The organism is Oryzicola mucosus (genome assembly GCF_014534685.1).
Taxonomy (GTDB): Bacteria; Pseudomonadota; Alphaproteobacteria; order Rhizobiales; family Rhizobiaceae; genus Oryzicola; species Oryzicola mucosus.
This window is the reverse complement of sequence record NZ_JACVVX010000012.1, coordinates 28,430-47,828: the sequence shown is the minus strand read 5'-3', so window position 1 is coordinate 47,828 and position 19,399 is coordinate 28,430. Positions and strand designations below refer to the sequence as shown.

The window sequence follows — 19,399 nt, the reverse complement described above, 5'->3', positions numbered from 1 at the left end:
TCAAAGGGCTGCCGCCGATGCGGCCTGCTCCAGATAGACCGACTTCAGGGTCCGTTTGTCCACTTTGCCGCTGGTGACCCGCGGCACGTCCTCGACGAAAACGATGGACTTGGGAACCTTGTAGCGCGCGAGCTGCGCATTGCAGTAGGCGGTGATCTCGTCGGATGTCACAGTAGAATGGGGCTCGCGGATAACAAAGGCGGCGACGTTCTCGCCCCAGTAGTCGTCCGGCACGCCGAGGACGACCGCCTCGCGGACGCCGTCGCAATTCATCAAAACCTGCTCCACTTCCTGGCAGTAAATGTTTTCGCCGCCGGAGATGATCATGTCCTTCTTCCGGTCCACAAGATAGACGAACCCGTCTTTGTCGATGACGCCAACATCGCCGGTGCTGAGCCAGCCGTCCCTCAGCGTCTGACGGGTCGCGACCGAATTGTTCCAATAGCATGCCATGACGGTCGGCGATTTCAGGACGATCTCGCCGGCTGTTTCGGGCGGAAGAGGTTCGCCGTCACCGTCGACCACGCGGATTTCGGCATGTGCCGTCGGGTGGCCGACCGAGAACAGTCGGCGGCGGTCCATCTCGTTTCCATCGGGGCGGTGATAGTGCTTCTGCAGGAACGTCCCCCCGCCCTCTGTCATGCCGTATCCATTGGCCAGGATCGTCCCGAAGCGATCGATTGCTCTTTTGAGCAAGGCGACCGGCATCGGTGCGGCAGCATAGAAAAGGGTTTTCAGGCTGGACAGGTCGCGCGTGTCGATATCGGGAGAATCGAGGATTGCGCGAACGAGCGTGGGCGCCATGTGCGTCATCGCGACCCGATATGCCTCGATGTCACGCAGCACGGCGTTAGGGTCGAACTTGCGATGGAGAACGACGGAGCCGCCGATCCAGTGTGCGGCCAGCATGATCGACGTCGCGCCGGTATGAAAGAGCGGCATGACGACCAGCGAGCGCTCGTCGGACATCAACCGCAGCATTCCAGAGAAAATCTCGCCGCGAGCAAGTTCGGCTCTGTGGGTTTTGATGACCCCTTTCGGCCGGCCCGTCGTCCCGCTGGAATACATCAGGTGCGCGTAGTCATCTGTAAGCGAGACGATTGGGGCCTTGTTTTCAAACTCCGATGCCATCAGGCCTTCGTAGGAGAGTGCCCAGTCCGGCGCGTCGCCAATGCAGATAAAATGACGGATGGAAGGAGCGCTGGCCCGCAGGGCGCCGACGATGCCGGCATATTGCGCCTCGAAGATGAAGATCGTCGGGGCAGAGTCCTGCGTGACGAACTCCATTTCAGGGAGCGTGAGCCTGAAATTCACGGTGCTGATAATATAACCGGCCAGGTGTCCAGCACCGTAGACTTCCAGATATTCTGGGCAGTTCATCGCCAGGATTGCCAGCCTGTCCTGCCGGCGCAGGCCAAGCCGGTAAAGCGCTGCCGAGAGCCGCCCGGCCCGTTGCCTGAGGTCATCATAGGTCAACGTCCGGCCACTGAAGACTAACGCTTCCTCGCTGCCGTAAAGCTGTGCGTTGCGGTCGAGAAGTTTACCCAGAGTTTCCATGACGCCTCCGAAGCTTGTCCGGCATCTGATCGAAAGGCTTGCGACAATCAAACCCGCTTGCCTGCCGCGTGACGGAAAACACATGCTTGCTGATGGCTCGGCACAGCGTCGGCGAGGGCACTTTGGGCTTGGCAGCATGGCAGTCGGGCCTGATAGGTACCACATCGACGGAGATGCCGGGGGTGCCGCTTGCGCGTCTCCGTGGGACAAGGGAGGTGCGGCATGAACTTTGAACCGGATTCTGCGGATCAACGGTTTCGGGAGGAAGTACGCGCCTTTTTGAAAGCGGAACTGCCATCCGACATGGCGGCGCGCGGCAGGAGCGGATTCCTGTCGGAGCGCGACGACGCGCTTGCCTGGCAGAAAATCCTTGCCAAGAAAGGCTGGTCGGTCGCGCATTGGCCGGTCGAATATGGCGGCCCGCGCTGGACCGCACGCCAGCGCTACATTTTCGACGAGGAATGTTACTTGGCTGGCGCTCCGGTCACCAATATCGGTGGCATCGGGCTTGTCGGCCCGGTGATTTACACGTTCGGCTCCCCGGAGCAAAAGGAACGTTTCCTGCCGGGAATCCGTGATGGGAACACCTTCTGGGTCCAGGGCTTCTCGGAACCGAGCGCCGGTTCCGACCTGGCCGCGCTGCGCACCAGCGCGGTGCGTGACGGCGACGATTACATTGTCAACGGTCAGAAGATCTGGACGTCCCACGGTAAATTCGGCGACTGGAACTTCTTGCTGGTCCGAACCGATACCACGGTCAAGAAGCAGGCTGGCATCTCCTTTCTGCTGCTCGACATCAAAACGCCGGGCGTTACCGTTCGGCCAATCCAGAGCCTTGAAGGTTCGCACCATCTGGCAGAAGTCTTCTACGACAATGTCCGCGTTCCGGTGGCTAACCGAATCGGCGAGGAGAACAAGGGCTGGGACTACACCAAGTTCCTGCTGTTCAACGAGCGCGCCTTCTATGGCGCCGAAGCACCAGCGCTCAAGCGTTATCTGCAGAAGATCAAGCATTTGAGCTCGCTTGAGCGGGCTGGCTCAGAACCTCTTATACGGCGGCCGACCTTCGCCACCCGGTTGGCGGAAATGGAGATCGAGGTGGCGGCGATCGATATGACCGTCTCGCGGGTCATCGCCCACGGCCTCGACGACAGGAACGGCGGCGCGGCCGTGGGTTCGATCCTGAAGGCACGCGGCACCGAGCTTGCGCAGAGGCTCACAGACATGCTGGTCGAGGTGGCAGGCGACTACGGCGCCTATTATTACCCTGACACCAACGACGAGGCGTCGCTGCGCAACCAGTCTTTCGCAGGACCCGAATATGCGCCCGGGCTGATGGCGGAATTGGTCTATCGCCGGGCGGCGTCTATCTACGGCGGTGCCAACGAAGTCCAGCGCAACATCGTCGCCAAGATGCTCTTTGGCTTCTGACAGGATCACCTTATGGAACTGCAACTCAGTGGCGAACAGAAACTGATCCTCGAAAGCGCCCAGCGCTTTACGGCCGAGGAATACACGTTCGAGAAGCGGCGCCAGAGCGTCGCGCAGGGCGTGACGGTCAATCGAAGCAACTGGAACAAGCTTGCCGAACTTGGCTGGTTCGGCATCGGCGTGCCGGAGGAAGTCGGCGGCTTTAACGGATCCACGATCGAGAACACGCTGATCGCGGAATGCCTCGGCAAGGCGCAGGCGCTCGAACCTTATACAATGTGCGCCGTCCTTCCAGCGCGCATCCTGGCGGCAGTCCTGGACAATGAAGCGGCGCAGCAGGCCATCGCAGACCTCATCTCCGGCGAAAAATTGTTTGCCGCCGCTTTTTCCGAACCAATCTCGCGTGGCGACATGACTGCCATCAAGACGACCGCATCCCGGACTACGGAGGGGTGGACCCTTTCGGGCCGCAAGACGCTGGTTGTCGGCGGCGACGTCGCGGACATGGTGCTTGTGACTGCCAAGGCGGCGGGAGCCGCGGCACCCGAGGGCCTGTGTCTGTTCCTCGTCGATGCGAAAACGGCCGGGTTGACGACAGATGGCGACAGGCTTGTCGACTGGACGTCCGGCGTGGATCTCGTGTTCGAAGGCTGCAAGCTTCCAGCGGATGCGCTGCTTACATCTGGAGAGGATGCCCTTGCGCTGCTGCAGGCGGCGCTCGATGCGGCGAGCGTCGTGCTCTGCGCCGAAGCCGTCGGTGCGATCGAGGGCGCGATCGAGGCAACCGCGCCCTATATCAAGGAGCGCAAGCAGTACGGCGTGACGCTGTCGAGTTTCCAGGCGCTCCAGCACCGCATGGCCGACATGGCGATGGAACTGGTGCTTGCGCGTTCGGCCGTGATGGTGGCGCTTCAGGCGCTGGCAAATGCCGAGCCGATCGAGCGAAGCGCCAAGGTCGCCGGCTGCAAGGCCTTCGTGACGCGCATCGGCAAATGGGCAACGTCTCAGGGCATCCAGCTGCATGGCGGCTATGGAGTGACCGAAGAATACAGGGTCGGCCAGTTCTACAAGCGGCTCCTAGTCATCGACGCCCTGTTCGGACGGCAGGAGTTCCAGCTCGAACGCTATACCGACTGGATGCTGTCGCAGCTTGAGGGGCGGCTCCATGGCAACTGAGGCTGAGAAAATCCTTTCTCCAAAGGAGACAGGTCCCATCCTTCGGCATCATCTGGTTGAATGGTGCGCAGCGGAGAACGATTATTACAATATTCACTACGATGACCGCGCGGCCCTTGAAATGGGCCTTGCCAGCACGCCCGTCCAGGGCACCTACAAGTTTGCACTTTTCGGGGAAATGGTTCGGGCCTGGCTTAAGGGCCGGGGACGCCTGCTACGCATATCGGCAAGCTACAGGAAGCCGGATTTCGAAGGCGCAAGCCTGCGGCTCGGAGGAGAGATCACCGGTCGCGAGGATCGAGTGCTGACGATTTCGCTTTTTCTCGAAAACGGTTCGGGAGAACGCACGACGACGGGCCAAGCTGTCGTCAGGCTGAATGACGACGGCTGATCGTGGCCACCGCGGAAATTTAGGAGAACACGGGTGTCGGATTCGCTTCTAAGCGTCGAACAACTGCAGAAAATGGCGGATCGCTGCCCGTTCAACGCTTGGCTTGGCCTTCACATCGTCTCGGTCGGCCACGGCGAACTGGAACTCACCGCTGTATGGCGCGACGAGATGATGGGTGCACCAGAGCGCAAACTCATCCACGGCGGCGTGCTGGCCTCCCTCATCGATGCAGGTGGTGACTATGCAGTCGCGACCATGCTTGGCCATGCCTCGCCGACGATTGATCTGCGCACCGACTATCATCGCATCGCTGCCTATGGCGACCTGAAGGTCGTCGGTAAGGTGATCAAGCTTGGCAAAACCGTCAGCACTGCCGATGCTTTCATCTACGACAAGATGGGACGTCTCGTAGCCAGCGGCCGCGGCGTCTATTTCACGTCGCAATCCACCCTTGAAGGGTGATCCCGTCTTACGGCGCTGTGAAGTCGCAATCGACGGAACTGCAATGCCGTGGTTGGGCTCTACGCGAAGCCCGACTTCGACGAGCCCTTGAGAATAGCGACCGTCCTTCCCACATCCCCGAAGCCGTCCCGATCACGAAGCCGCGCGGGCTATAGCCTGCTCAAGGCCTCCGAGGACTTCCGCATTGTGTGCTCCAAGCGCGGCACCGAGGGTGCGGATCGTGCCCGGACTTTTAGATAGCTTCGGTTGCGGCGAAGGAATAACGGCCGGTCTCCCTTCCACCTCGGTGCGTATCAGGCTGCCGCGTGCGATGACCTGCGGATCGGACAGAAGATCGTCGATGTGATTCACCGTCGCGACCGGCAGTCGGCGCGCCGTCAGAATGTCGAGGACCTCCGCCAGCGTGTGGCGTGCAATCCAGCGTGCCACGGCTGCGTCAGGGTCCGTGTCAGGCTCAGCACCGACAAGGGCCGCCATGTCCGCCGCGTGGCGCTGGGTGCTGGCGGAGATGACGACGTGCTCGCCATCCCCCGTCCGGTAGCTGTTGCGGATGCCGCTGCCCAGCCGCCCGCCCAGCCGGCCTGGTGAATTGCCCGGAGACCATTGGGCGCATGCGCCGGAGATCGCCATCAGGATCGGCTCATAAAGCGAGACGTCGATTTCCTGACCGGTACCGCCGCGCACATCGCGCCAGTAAAGTGCTGCCATCGTGCCCATGGCAGCACTCATCGCGCCGATCGCGTCGCCCAGCGCCACCGAGGAAAGCATGGGGACGTCATTTGGCCGTCCTGTCAGCGCGGTCAAGCCGCCAAATCCTTCACCGATCGTGCCGGAGCCGGGCCGGCCGGCATAGGGGCCATCCTGTCCGAAACAGGACACGCTGACCATAATCAGGCGCGGGTTGCGCGCCGACATGGCATCCCAGCCGAGACCGCGCCGCTCCAGAACCTCGCGGGGGAAGTTCTGGACGACGACATCGGCAGTCTCCACGAGGCGAAGCAAATTTTCGCAACCGTCGGGCGAACGGAGATCGAGTGTCACGGATTTCTTATTCCGCCCGACAAGCCCCCACATGCCGGTGCCGCGGAAACCGTCGCCCTCCGGCGGCTCGACCTTGATGACCTCGGCGCCGAAGTCTCCGAGAAGCGTGGCCGCGAACGGGGCGGCGTAGAGCGAGGCGATGTCGAGGACGCGGACACCTTCGAGCGGCAGGGGTTTGATGTTTGTCATTTCTGAATTCTGCCTCAAACGCGCCGCTGTCGTCCGGCCCAATAGGGTTCCCGCAACGCCCGCTTCAAAATCTTGCCGTTTTCCAGTCGCGGCAACTCGGCCTCGAAGACCATTCGTTTCGGGACCTTGTAAGAGGCGAGGCGTTCGCGCAAATAGCAGCGCAACTCCTCTTCCACGAGCGGGACGGCGACCGTCAGGTGAACTGCGATGGATTCGCCGAATTCCGGATCTGGAATGCCAAACACGGCGGCGTCGACAACGGCGGGATGGGAGAGAATCGCGGCCTCGATCTCGGCCGGATAGATATTGACGCCGCCTGAGATTACCATGTCGGCAATCCGGTCGCAGACGAACAGATAGCCTTCCGCGTCGAGCCAGCCGATGTCGCCCGATGCGATCATGCCGTCCCGCCCGATCCGTTGGCGTGCGTCGTCATTGCCGTGATAGGTGAAATCGGGTGTGCCATGCATGATCGTGTGGATCTCGCCGATTCCGCCCGACGTTAACCGCTCGCCGGCCTTGTCATAGATGCGCACCTCTCCCGTCGCGTAGGGGCGGCCGACAGAGCCGGGCCGCGCCAGCCAGTCTCGCGAACCGATCAGCGTCACCGCGCCTGTCTCCGTGGATCCGTAACTTTCCGAGATCACAGGACCGAACCAGTCGATCAATCCCCGCTTGATCTCCTCGGCGCAAGGCGCGCCGCTGTGAATGACGAATTCCAGAGAAGAGACGTCGTAGCGCCGGCGCACATCCTCGGGCAGGCGTAGCAGGCGCACCATCATCGTGGGGACGAGATGCGTGTGAGTGACGCGATGTTCGGCGATCGTCGCCAGGAAGGATTCGGCGTCAAACCGCTCCATCACGACAACGTCGGCTCCCGCGCCGAAATAGGTCATCGAGACCGCGAGACTGAACAGGTGATATTGTGGGCCGGTCACCAGCGCGCGGGCGCCCGGACGCGAGGGATAGAGAAGGTTCAGCGCGTGGCGGCGGGCGGCGATCTCGTCGGTGGACTTCGGCAGGCGGCGCACACCCTTGGGATGTCCAGTGGTGCCGGACGTATAGATGATCGAGCTTTCCAACCCGCTTCCCCTGCGCGCGATCTTGGGCGGGGTTGCGGCCAGCACCTCGTAGGACAATCGGCCGGCGGTCTCCTTTTCGAGGGAAACCTGCTTTGCGGACGCCGGGATCTCGGCGTTGATCGCGGCCAACAGGTCGTCTTCGCCTATGATGACCCGCGCCCTGCAATCGCGCAGGATGTAGCCGGCTTCCGTTGCCGTCAGATGCCAGTTAAGCGGGACGAGAAACCCGTCTAGCGAGCGCATGGCGGTTTCGACTTCGAAGAAGTGAAAGCCATTGCGCGCGATCAGCGCAACCGCGTCGCCGCGCCCGACGCCAAGGGCGGCCAAGGCCTCGGCGAGGCCGGCGGCACGAGCGCGGATTTCCTCCGCGCTCCGCTGTTTTGCACCGATCGCGACAAAAGGCGCTTGCATCATGCCGGCATCCGCACCGGCTTCGTAGTCGTCAAGCAGGTGCCCCAGGAATGGAGCATGGCGCAATGCAGTCCGCCCATGCCACCGGCGACCATCACGAAGACCTCCTCCGGTTTCTGGATAAGATGCACACGGCCATCCGCCTGCAGCCGGCCGCAGCGGTCGATCGGCTCGCGGTAGGCCGGATCGAGAAAATCGATCGGGATTGCGGCATAGTCGAAGATCTTCTGCTGGACGTCTTCGATGTTCGGATATGCCTTGCCGATGACCTCTGCCCAGACCGGATTGATGGCGACAAGCGTCTCCGACCATTGCGAAGACGGCAGGAAGCCGTTCGCACCGGGATAGGCGAGCGACTTGCCGATCATTTGCAGAAAGTGGTCGGCGGTATTGCCGATCATGTCGCAGATATTGGCCGTCCCCATGGCCCCGTAGGCGGTCACGGCATCGCCTTTGACACCAAGCCGTTCGCCAAGCGGCGCCCAGGGCGATTTTTCCTCCCACTCGCCGAAAACGATGCCGGCGACGCGGCCTGGCGTCCCGTATGTGCTTTGCGAGGTGATATCGATGACCTGACCCGCGACATTGCGGATGAGAAGCCGAAGCGCGCGGCCGATGGCGGGCGCCGGCCCCGCGACACCGCCGAGGCAGCCGGTCGCAAACGGAATTTTTAGGGTGTGACGGATCGGTCCGTTGACGATGATCGCCGGCACCACCGAACCCGTGGTCGCATTCAAGGACTGTAGCTCGAATTTTGATTCCGCCATGGCCTCCACTGCTGCGATCAGCAAAGGCATGGATTCGGCCGGTGCTCCGGCCATGACAGCGTTGATAGCGATTTTCTCGACGGTGCATTCGGTTCGAAGCGGCAAGAGGACGGCGATGACCTCGTCCGGGAAACGACCGCTCTTTGAAAGGTGCATGCGCACCCGGCCCTCTGTTGGCGGGATCAGCGGCAAGCCGTCGCCCCAGCCTTCCGTCATTGCGAAGGCGGTAAACTTCTCGACATCGAGATCCGCCTCATGCCGCGGACTGGATAGCCAGTCGATCTCGCACCCCGAGGGTCCGCAGGAACGATCGATAGTGGTCTCTTGCAATGTCATGGACTTCAGCCTTCTGCCGGATATCGAGCGGGTAGGGGAGGACATGGAGGCGCAGGCCGGAGCGGCCGCCGCGCCGGGCAAGGTTGCCCGCCAGTTGCTCGAAATGATCCGTTGCGACCGCAACGGTCGGGATGTCATTCTTGGCGGCCCAGAGCGCGTCGTGGATTGTCCAGGACGTGCAGGAGCCGCAATTGGCGAGGCCGACGACGGCGGCGTCGAGAGTCTTTGTGAAGGCCTCTAGCTCCCTGAGCACTTCCGCGCCAACTTCGCCGGTTCTGCCGCGCGCACGCCAGAACCTGACGATGGCGCCGTCGCGCTCGAGCATCTCGCTCCAGACTTCGGAGACCCAGTCCCAGGACCGCCAGAGCTCGTCGACACGAAAGCCGATCACCTTACCGGCAAGGCTTTCAAGATCAGGCCCCGGGTCGGAAATATCGTCGATGCGCTTCGCGCTCGGATCGAGGATCAATCCTCGGTTCATGGCAATCTCCTTTCAGGAACGGCGTCAAAATGCGTAACACCGCCACATTTTGCATGCAACATGCAAATTATGAAGCTTTTGAAATCGCCGCGTCCAATTTTTCCATGACTTCAACACAAGCGCGTTCTGCCGATGCGCCTTCACCCGATGGATAGAATTCCCATTCCACGAGAATGCCAGGGCAGCGTTTACGCAAGGAGGCAAGCACACGGGGGAAATCGACGTCGCCGGTTCCAGGCTCGAAACGGTCGGGATAGTCAGCGATCTGAATGATGAAAATCCGACTGGTATGATGCTCCACTGCAGCCAACACATCGCCATCCATGGCCCGAACATGGTGCGTGTCGAAAACGAGGCCGAGGTTGGGATGATCGACCTGATCGATGATTGACTGGGCCTGGCAAAGATGTCGCAGCATTTGGTCCGGCACCCGGTGCGCGCTGACCGTCTCCAGACCAAGCCGCAGCCCGGCATTGGCAACCATCGGGATAACGTCCGCAAGATGACGTGCCATGGTATCGAGCTGTCGCTCGGCCGGCATGCCACCGTCGATCATGCTTGTGATGGTCAGCACCTCAGCGCCGACACGTGCGGCGGCGGCGATGCAACTGGCGATCTCACGGCGGATCAGGTCGGCATTTGAAGTATCGTCGCGTCCCCACCACAGCCTCGGCCAGTCGGCCGGGCTGACGACGAAGCTGCCGAACCGAAGGCCATGGTCACGAAGTTTCCGCCCCATCTCCGCCTGCATTGCGGGTGAGCGGAGCCGCAGCATGTTGTCGGCGATGCCGGACAGCCCTAGAGTCGCTGCGTGGTCGATATGGGCGAGCGGATCGGCGGTGCCGAGCGTGGCCCGGAACAAAGGCGTCTCAGGGGAACGTATGCCCATATGCAGCGCATAAGGCAGCGCCCAGTGAGATTTCCCTTCCGTTTTTCCTACGTTGTTCATACGGCCTACCGTTCCGTCGTGTCCTCGAAGCGCTTCTGCGGCTCCATGTCCTTTCCTTGAAGTGGATCAGCTGGTCTTCCTCGTGGTTGGTGTTCGACAGGAACACAGAAGACAGGCGTCGAAGGTCAAGCACACCATTCGGGCGCGGATCCGCAGCTTGTGCCTACTCCGCCGACAGATAGCGGTCCATCGGGGTTTCCCCTGCCTCCCGTAATTTGCTCAGGACGCCGGCCCGCTTGTCGAGCCACCAGCCGGATTCCTGCGGCCAGGCATCGAAAGCCGCCCCTTCGATCTCGGCCTGCGCATGATGCGCCCAGTTCGGGTCGTCCTGGAACTCCCGGCCGATGGCGATGATGTCTGCTTCTCCCGCCTGCAGGATCGCCTCGGCCTGCCGGCCCTCGACGATCAGCCCGACCGTCGCCACCAGCCCACCGGCTTCCCTGCGTAAGTAGGCGGAATAAGGTGCGTGGAAGCCGAAGCCTCGGCGGATGCGCACATCGCGAGACCGGTCGGCGATCGCCCCGCCCGAGGAGCAGTCGATGACATCAACGCCCCGACTGTAAAGCTCCCGGCAGAAGATCGCCGAATCCTCAAGCGTCCATCCGCCGTCCAGACCGTCCAGCGCCGATAGCCGGTAGAAGATCGCCTTGTTCTCCGGCCAGACTCTGCGCACCGCATCGACCGCCTCGAGCGGAAAGCGCATGCGGTTTTCCAGCGAGCCGCCATAGCGGTCGTCTCGCAGGTTCGAGATCGGCGACAGGAAGGAATGCAGCAGGTAACCGTGAGCGCCGTGAAAATCAATGAGGTCGAATCCGGCGTCGTCTGCCCGGCGTGCCGCCTCGGCAAAAGCGCGGACGATGCCCGCGATCCCATTCTCGTCGAGCGCCTGCGGCGTCTGCCATCCGGCGCCGGCGGCTACCGAGCTGGGTCCGACCACAGGCCAGGGCGGATCGTCACGCAGCCGGTCGGCATCGGTCAAAGGCCCGTTGCCATGCCAGGGAGGCTGGGTGCTCGCCTTTCTCCCCGCATGGGCAAGCTGGATGCCCGGTACAGCCCCATATTGCCGGATAAAATCGGCAATCTTGCGAAGCGGGGCGATCTGCTCGTCATTCCACAGGCCGAGGTCGCCGCTCGATATCCGCCCGCGCTCCTCCACCGCCGTCGCCTCGGCGATCACCATGCCCGCACCGCCGAGCGCATAGCGTCCGAGATGGACGAGATGATAGTCGTTGGCGAGGCCGTCCCGCGCCGCATACTGGCACATCGGCGAGACCATGATGCGGTTGCGGCTGATAAAGCCCCGGATCGGCATCGGTGTAAAAAGCTTCGATCTCTGTGCAGGGCATGCCTCGGGCATTACGGACTCCTCAAGCATCGGACAAGACTTACTCCTGGAACGCTTCCTTGCGGTTCGATCGGAAAGCGGGCATCACGAGCAGAAGGATAAGCACGGCCGTGACCGCCAGCAGGACGGCGCTAATCGGCCTTTGCACGAAGATCATCGGATCGCCGCGCGAGAGCAGCATGGCGCGCCTAAGATTCTCCTCCATCAAGGGGCCAAGGACGAAGCCCAGGGCCAGGGGTGCAGGCTCGCAGCCGAGACGGATGAAGGCGTAGCCGAGGATGCCGAAGGCCGCCGCCAGCATGACGTCGAACGTGCTGTTGTTGACGCTGTATACGCCGATGCAGCAGAAGAGGATAATGGCTGGAAAGAGCAGCCGGTAGGGGATCGACAGAAGCTTGATCCAGACGCCGATGAGCGGCAGGTTGATGATCACCAGCATCAGGTTGCCGATCCACATGCTGCAGATCATACCCCAGGCAAGCGTCGGCCGCTCGGTCATGACCTGGGGTCCGGGAACGATGCCCTGCATCATCATCGCGCCGATCATCATCGCCATGATGACATTGGAGGGAATGCCGAGCGTCAGCATCGGAATGAAGGATGTCTGCGCACCGGCATTGTTGGCCGATTCCGGGCCGGCCACACCCTCGATGGCACCCCGCCCAAAGCGTTCCGGCGTCTTCGACAGCTTCTTCTCGACCGTGTAGGACGCGAAGGACGACAGCAGGGCGCCGCCGCCCGGAAGCAGGCCGAGAACCGATCCGATGCCGGTTCCGCGCAGCACGGCGGGCCAGGCCTGGCGGAATTCTTCTTTCGACGGCCACAGGCTGGTGACCTTGGCGATGCCGGCGGAGCGCTCGACACCGCGGTTGGACAGATTGGAGATGATCTCGCCGAGGCCGAACAGGCCGACCGCGATCACGACGAAGTCGATGCCGTCAGACAGTTCGAGATTGCCAAAGGTGAAGCGGGTGGCTCCGGAGGTCACGTCCGTTCCGACGATGCCGAGCAGCAGGCCGAGAAAGACCATGCCGACCGCCTTCACCACCGATCCGTGCGCGAGCACGATGGCGCCCACGAGCCCCAGCACCATCAGAGAGAAGTAGTCGGGCGCGCGGAAGGCGAGGCCGACTTGCGCCAAGGCGGGCGAAAACAGAGCGATCAGGATCGTGCCGACCGTGCCTGCAAAAAACGATCCGAGCGCTGCCACAGCCAGCGCAGCACCAGCCCGGCCGTTGCGCGCCATCTGGTAGCCGTCGATGCAGGTCACCGCCGAGGAGCTTTCGCCCGGCAGGTTGACGAGGATCGCCGTCGTGGAACCCCCATATTGTGCGCCGTAATAGATGCCGGCCAGCATGATGAGGGCGGATTCCGGCGGCAGATAGAGCGTGATCGGCAACAGCATGGCCATCGTCGCCAAGGGTCCGATGCCGGGCAGGACCCCTATCAGGGTGCCAATCAGCGTGCCTAGGAAACATACGAAAAGATTATAGGGCTGCAGCGCGACACCGAAGCCGATCCCCAGATTGTGAAACAGGTCCATCGTCTATGCTCCGGGCCAAAGCGGCAGGTTCAGCTTCAAACCGTAGGCAAACACGGCAACCGAGAAAATCGAAAGGAATAGGGCGGTGAAAAACACTTCGACCGGCCGCGAATCCTTGTCGGAAAACGAGGCGATCGTCACGCTGAGACACACTGCTATAACCAATCCCAACGGATAGAGAGCGAGCGCGAAAGCCATCATGGCGGCGGGGATGATCAGCATAGGGCGCAGGTTCAACGCAACGCCCTCGTCGTCGCGCGTGCGGAGGCTGCGGACAAAAAGCACTGCGGCCACGATCAGCATCAGGATGCAAAGCATGCGCGGCATGTAGGCCGGCCCCATGCGCGCGGCGGTTCCCATCGCCAAGCCTGCGCTTTGCCACAGAAAGACCAGCGATATCACCGCAAACAGCATTGCTGCCCAGAAATCTCTATAGCTCTTTAATCGCAACGCGTGCCCCTCCCATGACTTATTTTTATCGGCGGCGGATCGACCCTGCTCACTCTGGCCCTGTCGCGAAATAAAATCGAGAGGTCTGGAGCGCTTCGGGGATGTCGGTCACATATGTGAATGTGGAGCGGCGGATCATTGCCAACAGAGCGAACTGCTGCCCATGCTGTTCGTGAAAGCCATAGGGTGAGGAGGAAAATTATGATGAAGCTTCTACAGAAAGCAGTGATTGCGGCGGGTATCGTCGTCGCTGTCGGGTCGCAGGTTCAGGCACAGGATTGGCCGAGCAAGCCGATCGAGCTCGTCTCGGTCGGCGCGGCCGGCGGCAGCACAGACAATGTTTGGCGTGTCATCGCCGACAGCGTCACGAAAACGCTTGGGCAGGCCATTGCCGTCAATTACAAGCCGGGCGGCGGTGGGCACATCGCAGGCGAATATACTGCGCGCCAGCCTGCCGATGGCTATAGCTTCATGCTGACGACGATTCATACGCACGGCATTACCCCAAACATCTATAAGAGCCTGAAATACAATCCGATCGAGGATCTGCGCGGTGTCGCGCGACTGGTCACCCTGCCGAACGTACTCTACGCGAACAGCAACCTTCCGATTAATTCTGTCCAGAACCTGATCGCCTATGCGAAGGCAAATCCTGGCAAGATCAACTATGCAAGCTCCAGCCTCGGGGCTTCGACACACATGTCGATGGTCCTTTTTTCGCAAAAAGCAGGCATCGAGATGAACCACATACCCTACAAAGCCAGTGCGCCTGCTGTTCAAGGCATCCTGAGCGGCGAGGCGGATATCTCGTTTGAGAACCTGAGCGCGGTGATGTCTCAGATTTCGGCGAAGACCGTAAAGGCGCTTGCGGTAAGTTCCGCCAAGCGCTGGCCGGAACTTCCGGACGTACCGACGGTGGCCGAAGCCGGTCTTCCTGGCTTCGAGGTTTCCTCTTGGTTCGGTATCGTGGCACCGAAAGGCACGCCGGATGCGATTGTCGACAAATTCTCCGCCGCTGTGGAAGCTGCATTAAAGGATCCGGCCAATGCCCAGAAGATGCATATGATCGGGGCTGAAGCGGCCTATCTTGGCCCGACAGACATGGACAAGATGATCCGCGAGGAAGTCGGTCGCTGGAAGCCTGTGGTGGAGGCATCGGGCGTCAAGCCGGAGTAAATCTCCAAACAGCAGGAAAGACAGTCTTGAAGATCGTAGTCTGGAGCCTGCTTGCGGAAGGGGCAATCGTCGCTCGGCGGTTGTCGGAGAGGCACGATGTCGTTGTCGTTAAGGACAAGATCGATCTGCCGGCCGCGCTGCAAGGCGCGGCCGGTTTCGTTCTGGAAAACAGCCGATACGATGCGCAGATAGCAGCCGTGCTTGTCGGCGGAAGCGTCGGCTGGATCCAGCTTCTGTCGGCCGGTTACGAAAACCTTGTGACGCATGGAGTGGCCCCTGGCATCGTCGTGACGAACGCCGGCGACGCCCGGTCCCCCAATGTCGCGGAACATGCGGTGGCACTGCTTCTCGGTCTCGTGCGAGGCCTGCCAGTCATCCTTTCCGCCCAGCGTCAGGAGACGTGGCAACCGCACATTGCGCGGGGACTTTCAACGCTGGAAGATGGCGCCGCGCTGATCGTCGGCTATGGCGGAATCGGGCGTGAGATCGCAACGCGGCTGCTCGCCTTCGGCATGAGGGTCAGTGCCGTGAACCGTAGTCCGGTCGACGATCCACGGCTTTCGCAGATTCACGGACTTGCCGATCTCGACAACGCGGTGGCCGCAGCCGACGTCGTTGCTATTGCAATTGCCTACGTTCCCGCGACGCATCATCTATTTTCCGCTCGCCGACTGGCCGCGATGAAGCGGGGCGCCCTGCTCGTGAACGTGGCGCGGGGAGGGGTTGTCGATACGGAGGCACTGGCGGCAGGGCTACAGCAGGGCGACATCGGCGGCGCAGCGCTTGACGTCACCGATCCGGAACCTTTGCCGGATGGCCATCCTTTTTGGCGGGTCCCGAATCTTATCATCTCGCCGCATCTCGGCGGCACGAACACGCAATCCGCCACCGAAAGGCTTTGTGCTCTTGTTCTTGCGAATGCGGACGGTTTCTCGCGAGGGGAGCGACCCTTAGGACCGTTGAGGGTATAGAAAAGGGCTCCTCGAAGGCGCCCTTTTTCATGTCGTCGAATGTTGATCGCTTTATTCCGGCTTGATCGCGGAGGCCTTTCGGACCTTCGTCCCTGCCGCGGCCTCAAAGACTTGCCGACCCTCCAAACTAGCCAGATGGCAAAGCCGACATAGCGGACCTTGCCCTGCAGGACGAGGCGGTCGAAATTGCTGGCGTTCTCCTCAGCTGGACGGGCGATCGAGAGCATCTTACCCAGGATCGCCTCGTTTAATGAGGTGCTGCGATAATGCCGGTTTCGGCTGCGAATTCATCCGCTGTGCCGTCGAAAACGACGCTGCCGCGCTGCATGAGCAGGCCACGGGCGGCGACGGCCAATGCCAGTTGCACATGCTGTTCCACGATGACGACCGCCGTACCGCTTTTTGCCCAGCTTCGAAGGAAATTCATGATCGGCGGCATCAGCGCCATCGCAAGGCCGAGTGAAGGCTCGTCGCACAGGAGGACCTTGGGTTGCGAAACAAAGGCCTGGGAAAGGGTCAGCATCTGTTGCTGGCCGCCGCTTAGGCTGCGCGCCTTATCGTTCGCCTTCTGCTTCAGGATCGGAAAGACCTCGAAAATCTGATCCACCGCAGTGTCGAAGGCGACTTTGCCGGTCTTGGACGCAACGGCCCCGAGGCGTATATTGTCGAAGACCGACAGTTCCGGAAAGACACGGTGGCCGTCTAGAACTAGGCGGAGGCCGCGAGGCACTAAGTCCTCCGGGGTGGCGCCGGTCACATCTCTGCCCTCGAAACGGATGCTTCCGGCTGTGGGCTTGATCAGTCCGCCGATCGTCTGGAGGAGTGTCGTCTTGCCGGCGCCATTTTCGCCGGCAATGAGGAGGATCTCACCCTCAGCTGCGGAAAAGCTGACATCCCGCAGAACCGGCAGCCGCCCATAACCTGCACAAAGGCCAGAAACTTCAAGCATGGCGCACCGTGACGAAAAGAGGTTTCACTCGAGGGTTCTCCCAAACGCTGGCGACATCGCCGGACGCGATCACCGCGCCGCTCTCCAGCACCGTGACCCTGTCTGCGACACGCGCCACCAAATCGAGATCGTGTTCGACAAAGACGATCGTCAGGCCGAGCTTGTCGCGCAGGTCGCGCAGTAGTCCGGCGAAGGCGACTCGCTCCTCTGGGGAAAGGCCAGCTGCCGGCTCGTCGAGGAGCAGAATGTCAGCATCGGTCAGGATGACCCGGATCACCTCCAGCAGGCGACGCTGCCCGTGCGGGATAGATTCTGTGCGCAGGCGTCCGAGAGTATCACGCAGGCTGTCGACGAATGCTGGTGAAACGCGCGTCGGATTGGGTGAAAGTTTGGCGTCCAGCCCGATCTGCACATTGTCCCAAGCACCTAGCTGTTCGAGAATGCGCGGTGTCTGAAATGTTCGGCCGACGCCGAGGTGCGCAACGTCCCGCGCCTTTAAGGAGGTAATCTCCTTGCCGTTGACCTTGACGGAGCCCGCGTCGCTGTTGGTGAAGCCGTTCAGGACGTTCAGCAGGCTGGTCTTGCCGGAACCGTTAGCACCAACTAGGCCATGTATCTCGCCGCGTCTCACGTTCATCGATACATTGTTGATGGCGACGACGTTGCCGAAGACCTTGCGCAGCCCCTCGATCTCGATGGCAATGTCACCGACCGGATGTTTGGCCGATTGCGTCGCGTCGACGATCTGGGAAAACTGCAGCGCCGGCATGGCCTGCGGCTTCTGGCGAAGCGTCAGCCAGCGCACGATGCCTCCGATAATGCCGCTCGGCATCAGCAGCATGACCAGAAATGCCACAAGGCCATAGACCAGCGGGCGGTATTCCACGAGTTGTGCAAGAAAGACGTTCGGCAGCATGTAAAGCAGCGTGATGCCCGCAATGGTGCCAAGGGGTTGCCCTTTGCCGCCGACGATGACTGCGAAGAAGAACAGGATCGATATGTCGAGGTGAAACGCGTTGGGGCTGACGAAGCCAACGGTCGGCGGATACAGAACTCCTGCAAGGCCCGTGCCGAAGGACGCGATCATGAAGGCGGTAAAACGCATCCTGCCAGGGCTGATGCCAAGTGACTGCGCGGCCTCTGGACTTGCCGCGGCAACCCGCATCCGCCTGCCGAGCTTCGTTTTCGGAAAGATGGCCGAGGTCAGGATCGCGAGGGATCCTAGAACGAGGGACAGGATCGAAAGGATCGAAAGGCCGATCGCCGTCGGTGTATTCAGGGCCGTGAACGGAATAGAAATGCCGTTGAGGCCGTTGGTAAGGCTATCGAAGGCGAAGAGCATCTGGGGGAAGACCATAGCGGCGCTGAGCGTCACGAAGCCCAGATAGAACCACTGCACCCGGAGAGCCGGCAAAGCAAACAGGATTCCAATGACTAACGCGGCCGCGACTCCGAAAAGGATGCCGACGGGGAATGAGAATCCGTGCATGCCGCAGGCGACGCCGACCGCATATGCTGCCGCGCCGAAGACCGCGCCGTGCCCGAACGAGACCTGTCCCGCATCGACGAGAAGAAGTCCCATGAAGACGCTGGCGACGATGTAAATGGTCGCCAAGTTGATCACGCCGATCCAATAGCTCAGTCCGAGCGCGGAGGGAACGACGGTAGCGACAACGAGGATGGCGATTCCGATGACGACCTGGATTTTTGCCGAGCGATCGAGAATTGAAGGGCCGGTTCGGGCCGTAGAGGGCCTTGCCGCTATCATGTGTTCACCTGTTGATATCTTGGACGTCATACGCGCCTCGCGGCAGTGCTTCCGAAGATGCCTTCTGGGCGGATAAGCAGGATGCCGACGAGGATCAGCATGGAAACGAGGCCTTGGAATTCGCCGCCGATCTTGAAGGTGGCGAGCATAGCTGCCACACCGACCAGAGGCCCAGCGATGAGCGCACCGGTGTTACTGGCGACGCCACCAATGACAAGCGCTACAAAGCCGTTCAGAACATAGGCGACTGCGGAATCGGAGGCGATGGTGATGATCGGGGCTGCCACGAAGCCTGTGGATCCAATGATCAGGCCCGAGAGGCCGAAAGCAAGCAGCTGCAGCCTACGCACTTTCAGGCCAGCGGCGCGTCCAGCTACCGGATCCTGCCAAAGCGCACTGATGGCCAGTCCAGTAAGGGTCTTCGACAGGAACCACTGCAACACCACATACCAGAAAACCGCGAGGCCAATGGCAAGCAAGAAGGGTGCCGGGACGCGCATGCCAAACAACGGCACGTTGGGGAAAATCGAGCGGACCATGAGGGCGTTGGGGCCCTGCACCAAGAGAAGTACTGCGCCGATGATGATCGAGACGGCCATGGTGGTGATCAACCAGGACTGCTGATCGTCAGAGTAGCTGAGCGGTAGAAGCGTCAAATAACCCTGGATCAATAGCACAACGGCAATGATTATCGCAGCGACGGGAATAAGTAGGAGCCACACGATAAAGGATGGCTGGCCGAACAAGGCTACGGCGGCGTAGGCTAGCATTCCTCCCAAGACGAACATATTGCCCTGGGCGAAGTTCAAGATACCACTGGAAACCTTGACGATATTAAAGCTCATCGCGATGAGCGCGTACACCGATCCGAGGCCGATGCCGCGAATGAGGATGATAGCGTATTCCTGCCACATCGTTATCTCC

At 61.3% G+C, this 19,399-nt stretch carries 18 protein-coding genes; 6 read left to right on the top strand and 12 right to left on the bottom strand.

Translation table 11 applies throughout. From position 1 onward, the window contains the following. On the bottom strand, nucleotides 1-1,557 hold the full coding sequence (locus ICI42_RS22240) for a class I adenylate-forming enzyme family protein (RefSeq protein WP_188166803.1): 1,557 nt from the start codon (nucleotides 1,555-1,557) through the stop codon (nucleotides 1-3). Between the two features lie 222 nt (nucleotides 1,558-1,779). Between ICI42_RS22240 and ICI42_RS22235 the strand changes: the two genes are divergently transcribed. The 4 genes from ICI42_RS22235 to ICI42_RS22220 are packed head-to-tail and all read left to right on the top strand — an operon-like array spanning nucleotide 1,780 to nucleotide 5,017. Next, nucleotides 1,780-2,988 carry an acyl-CoA dehydrogenase family protein gene (locus ICI42_RS22235; protein ID WP_188166802.1) on the top strand — a complete coding sequence of 403 codons (1,209 nt, stop codon included), beginning with the start codon at nucleotides 1,780-1,782 and terminating at the stop codon, nucleotides 2,986-2,988. Between the two features lie 12 nt (nucleotides 2,989-3,000). Continuing rightward, complete coding sequence (locus tag ICI42_RS22230; RefSeq protein WP_188166801.1) at nucleotides 3,001-4,164, top strand: acyl-CoA dehydrogenase family protein; 1,164 nt, start codon at nucleotides 3,001-3,003, stop codon at nucleotides 4,162-4,164. Further along, the gene (locus tag ICI42_RS22225; RefSeq protein WP_188166800.1) at nucleotides 4,154-4,555 is read left to right on the top strand and encodes a hotdog family protein; all 402 of its coding nucleotides are present in this window, start codon (nucleotides 4,154-4,156) and stop codon (nucleotides 4,553-4,555) included. Before ICI42_RS22230 ends, ICI42_RS22225 begins: the two co-directional genes overlap by 11 nt. Nucleotides 4,556-4,588: 33 nt before the next feature. Next, the gene (locus tag ICI42_RS22220) at nucleotides 4,589-5,017 is read left to right on the top strand and encodes a PaaI family thioesterase (protein WP_330999223.1); all 429 of its coding nucleotides are present in this window, start codon (nucleotides 4,589-4,591) and stop codon (nucleotides 5,015-5,017) included. A 132-nt stretch (nucleotides 5,018-5,149) separates the two neighbouring features. Here the strand turns inward: ICI42_RS22220 and ICI42_RS22215 are convergent, their stop codons facing one another. The 8 genes from ICI42_RS22215 to ICI42_RS22175 all read right to left on the bottom strand — a co-directional run bounded on the left by ICI42_RS22215 (nucleotide 5,150) and on the right by ICI42_RS22175 (nucleotide 13,611). Continuing rightward, nucleotides 5,150-6,247 carry a CaiB/BaiF CoA transferase family protein gene (locus tag ICI42_RS22215; RefSeq protein WP_188166799.1) on the bottom strand — a complete coding sequence of 366 codons (1,098 nt, stop codon included), beginning with the start codon at nucleotides 6,245-6,247 and terminating at the stop codon, nucleotides 5,150-5,152. 14 nt (nucleotides 6,248-6,261) lie between these two features. Next, on the bottom strand, nucleotides 6,262-7,806 hold the full coding sequence (locus tag ICI42_RS22210) for an AMP-binding protein (RefSeq protein WP_210317467.1): 1,545 nt from the start codon (nucleotides 7,804-7,806) through the stop codon (nucleotides 6,262-6,264). Further along, nucleotides 7,740-8,843 (bottom strand): hypothetical protein, encoded by a 1,104-nt coding sequence (locus tag ICI42_RS22205; RefSeq protein ID WP_210317465.1) that lies wholly within the window; start codon nucleotides 8,841-8,843, stop codon nucleotides 7,740-7,742. The genes ICI42_RS22210 and ICI42_RS22205 overlap by 67 nt, the downstream gene beginning before the upstream one ends. Next, nucleotides 8,761-9,324 carry a UGSC family (seleno)protein gene (locus tag ICI42_RS22200; RefSeq protein ID WP_188166798.1) on the bottom strand — a complete coding sequence of 188 codons (564 nt, stop codon included), beginning with the start codon at nucleotides 9,322-9,324 and terminating at the stop codon, nucleotides 8,761-8,763. The genes ICI42_RS22205 and ICI42_RS22200 overlap by 83 nt, the downstream gene beginning before the upstream one ends. Nucleotides 9,325-9,391: 67 nt before the next feature. Continuing rightward, complete coding sequence (locus ICI42_RS22195) at nucleotides 9,392-10,273, bottom strand: sugar phosphate isomerase/epimerase family protein (protein WP_188166797.1); 882 nt, start codon at nucleotides 10,271-10,273, stop codon at nucleotides 9,392-9,394. Between the two features lie 163 nt (nucleotides 10,274-10,436). Further along, complete coding sequence (locus ICI42_RS22185) at nucleotides 10,437-11,630, bottom strand: NADH:flavin oxidoreductase/NADH oxidase (protein WP_188166795.1); 1,194 nt, start codon at nucleotides 11,628-11,630, stop codon at nucleotides 10,437-10,439. A 28-nt stretch (nucleotides 11,631-11,658) separates the two neighbouring features. Further along, nucleotides 11,659-13,161, bottom strand: a complete 1,503-nt coding sequence (locus ICI42_RS22180; RefSeq protein ID WP_188166794.1) for a tripartite tricarboxylate transporter permease — start codon at nucleotides 13,159-13,161, stop codon at nucleotides 11,659-11,661. A 3-nt stretch (nucleotides 13,162-13,164) separates the two neighbouring features. Then, nucleotides 13,165-13,611, bottom strand: a complete 447-nt coding sequence (locus tag ICI42_RS22175) for a tripartite tricarboxylate transporter TctB family protein (RefSeq protein ID WP_188166793.1) — start codon at nucleotides 13,609-13,611, stop codon at nucleotides 13,165-13,167. 201 nt (nucleotides 13,612-13,812) lie between these two features. On the opposite strand from ICI42_RS22175, the gene ICI42_RS22170 reads away from it, so the two are divergent. Continuing rightward, nucleotides 13,813-14,787: a Bug family tripartite tricarboxylate transporter substrate binding protein gene (locus tag ICI42_RS22170; RefSeq protein ID WP_188166792.1), complete on the top strand. Its 975-nt coding sequence runs from the start codon at nucleotides 13,813-13,815 to the stop codon at nucleotides 14,785-14,787. 26 nt (nucleotides 14,788-14,813) lie between these two features. Next, nucleotides 14,814-15,758, top strand: a complete 945-nt coding sequence (locus ICI42_RS22165; protein ID WP_188166791.1) for an NAD(P)-dependent oxidoreductase — start codon at nucleotides 14,814-14,816, stop codon at nucleotides 15,756-15,758. 247 nt (nucleotides 15,759-16,005) lie between these two features. Here ICI42_RS22165 and ICI42_RS22160 read toward each other — a convergent pair whose 3' ends face one another. Genes ICI42_RS22160 through ICI42_RS22150 form a run of 3 tightly spaced genes read right to left on the bottom strand, consistent with a single transcriptional unit; the run spans nucleotide 16,006 to nucleotide 19,389 of the window. Continuing rightward, on the bottom strand, nucleotides 16,006-16,707 hold the full coding sequence (locus ICI42_RS22160; RefSeq protein WP_188166790.1) for an ABC transporter ATP-binding protein: 702 nt from the start codon (nucleotides 16,705-16,707) through the stop codon (nucleotides 16,006-16,008). Continuing rightward, entirely contained in the window at nucleotides 16,700-18,505 is a 1,806-nt protein-coding gene (locus ICI42_RS22155; protein ID WP_188166789.1) for a branched-chain amino acid ABC transporter ATP-binding protein/permease, read from the bottom strand. The genes ICI42_RS22160 and ICI42_RS22155 overlap by 8 nt, the downstream gene beginning before the upstream one ends. After that, entirely contained in the window at nucleotides 18,502-19,389 is an 888-nt protein-coding gene (locus ICI42_RS22150) for a branched-chain amino acid ABC transporter permease (RefSeq protein WP_188166788.1), read from the bottom strand. Before ICI42_RS22150 ends, ICI42_RS22155 begins: the two co-directional genes overlap by 4 nt. Between the last annotated feature and the right edge of the window lie 10 nt (nucleotides 19,390-19,399).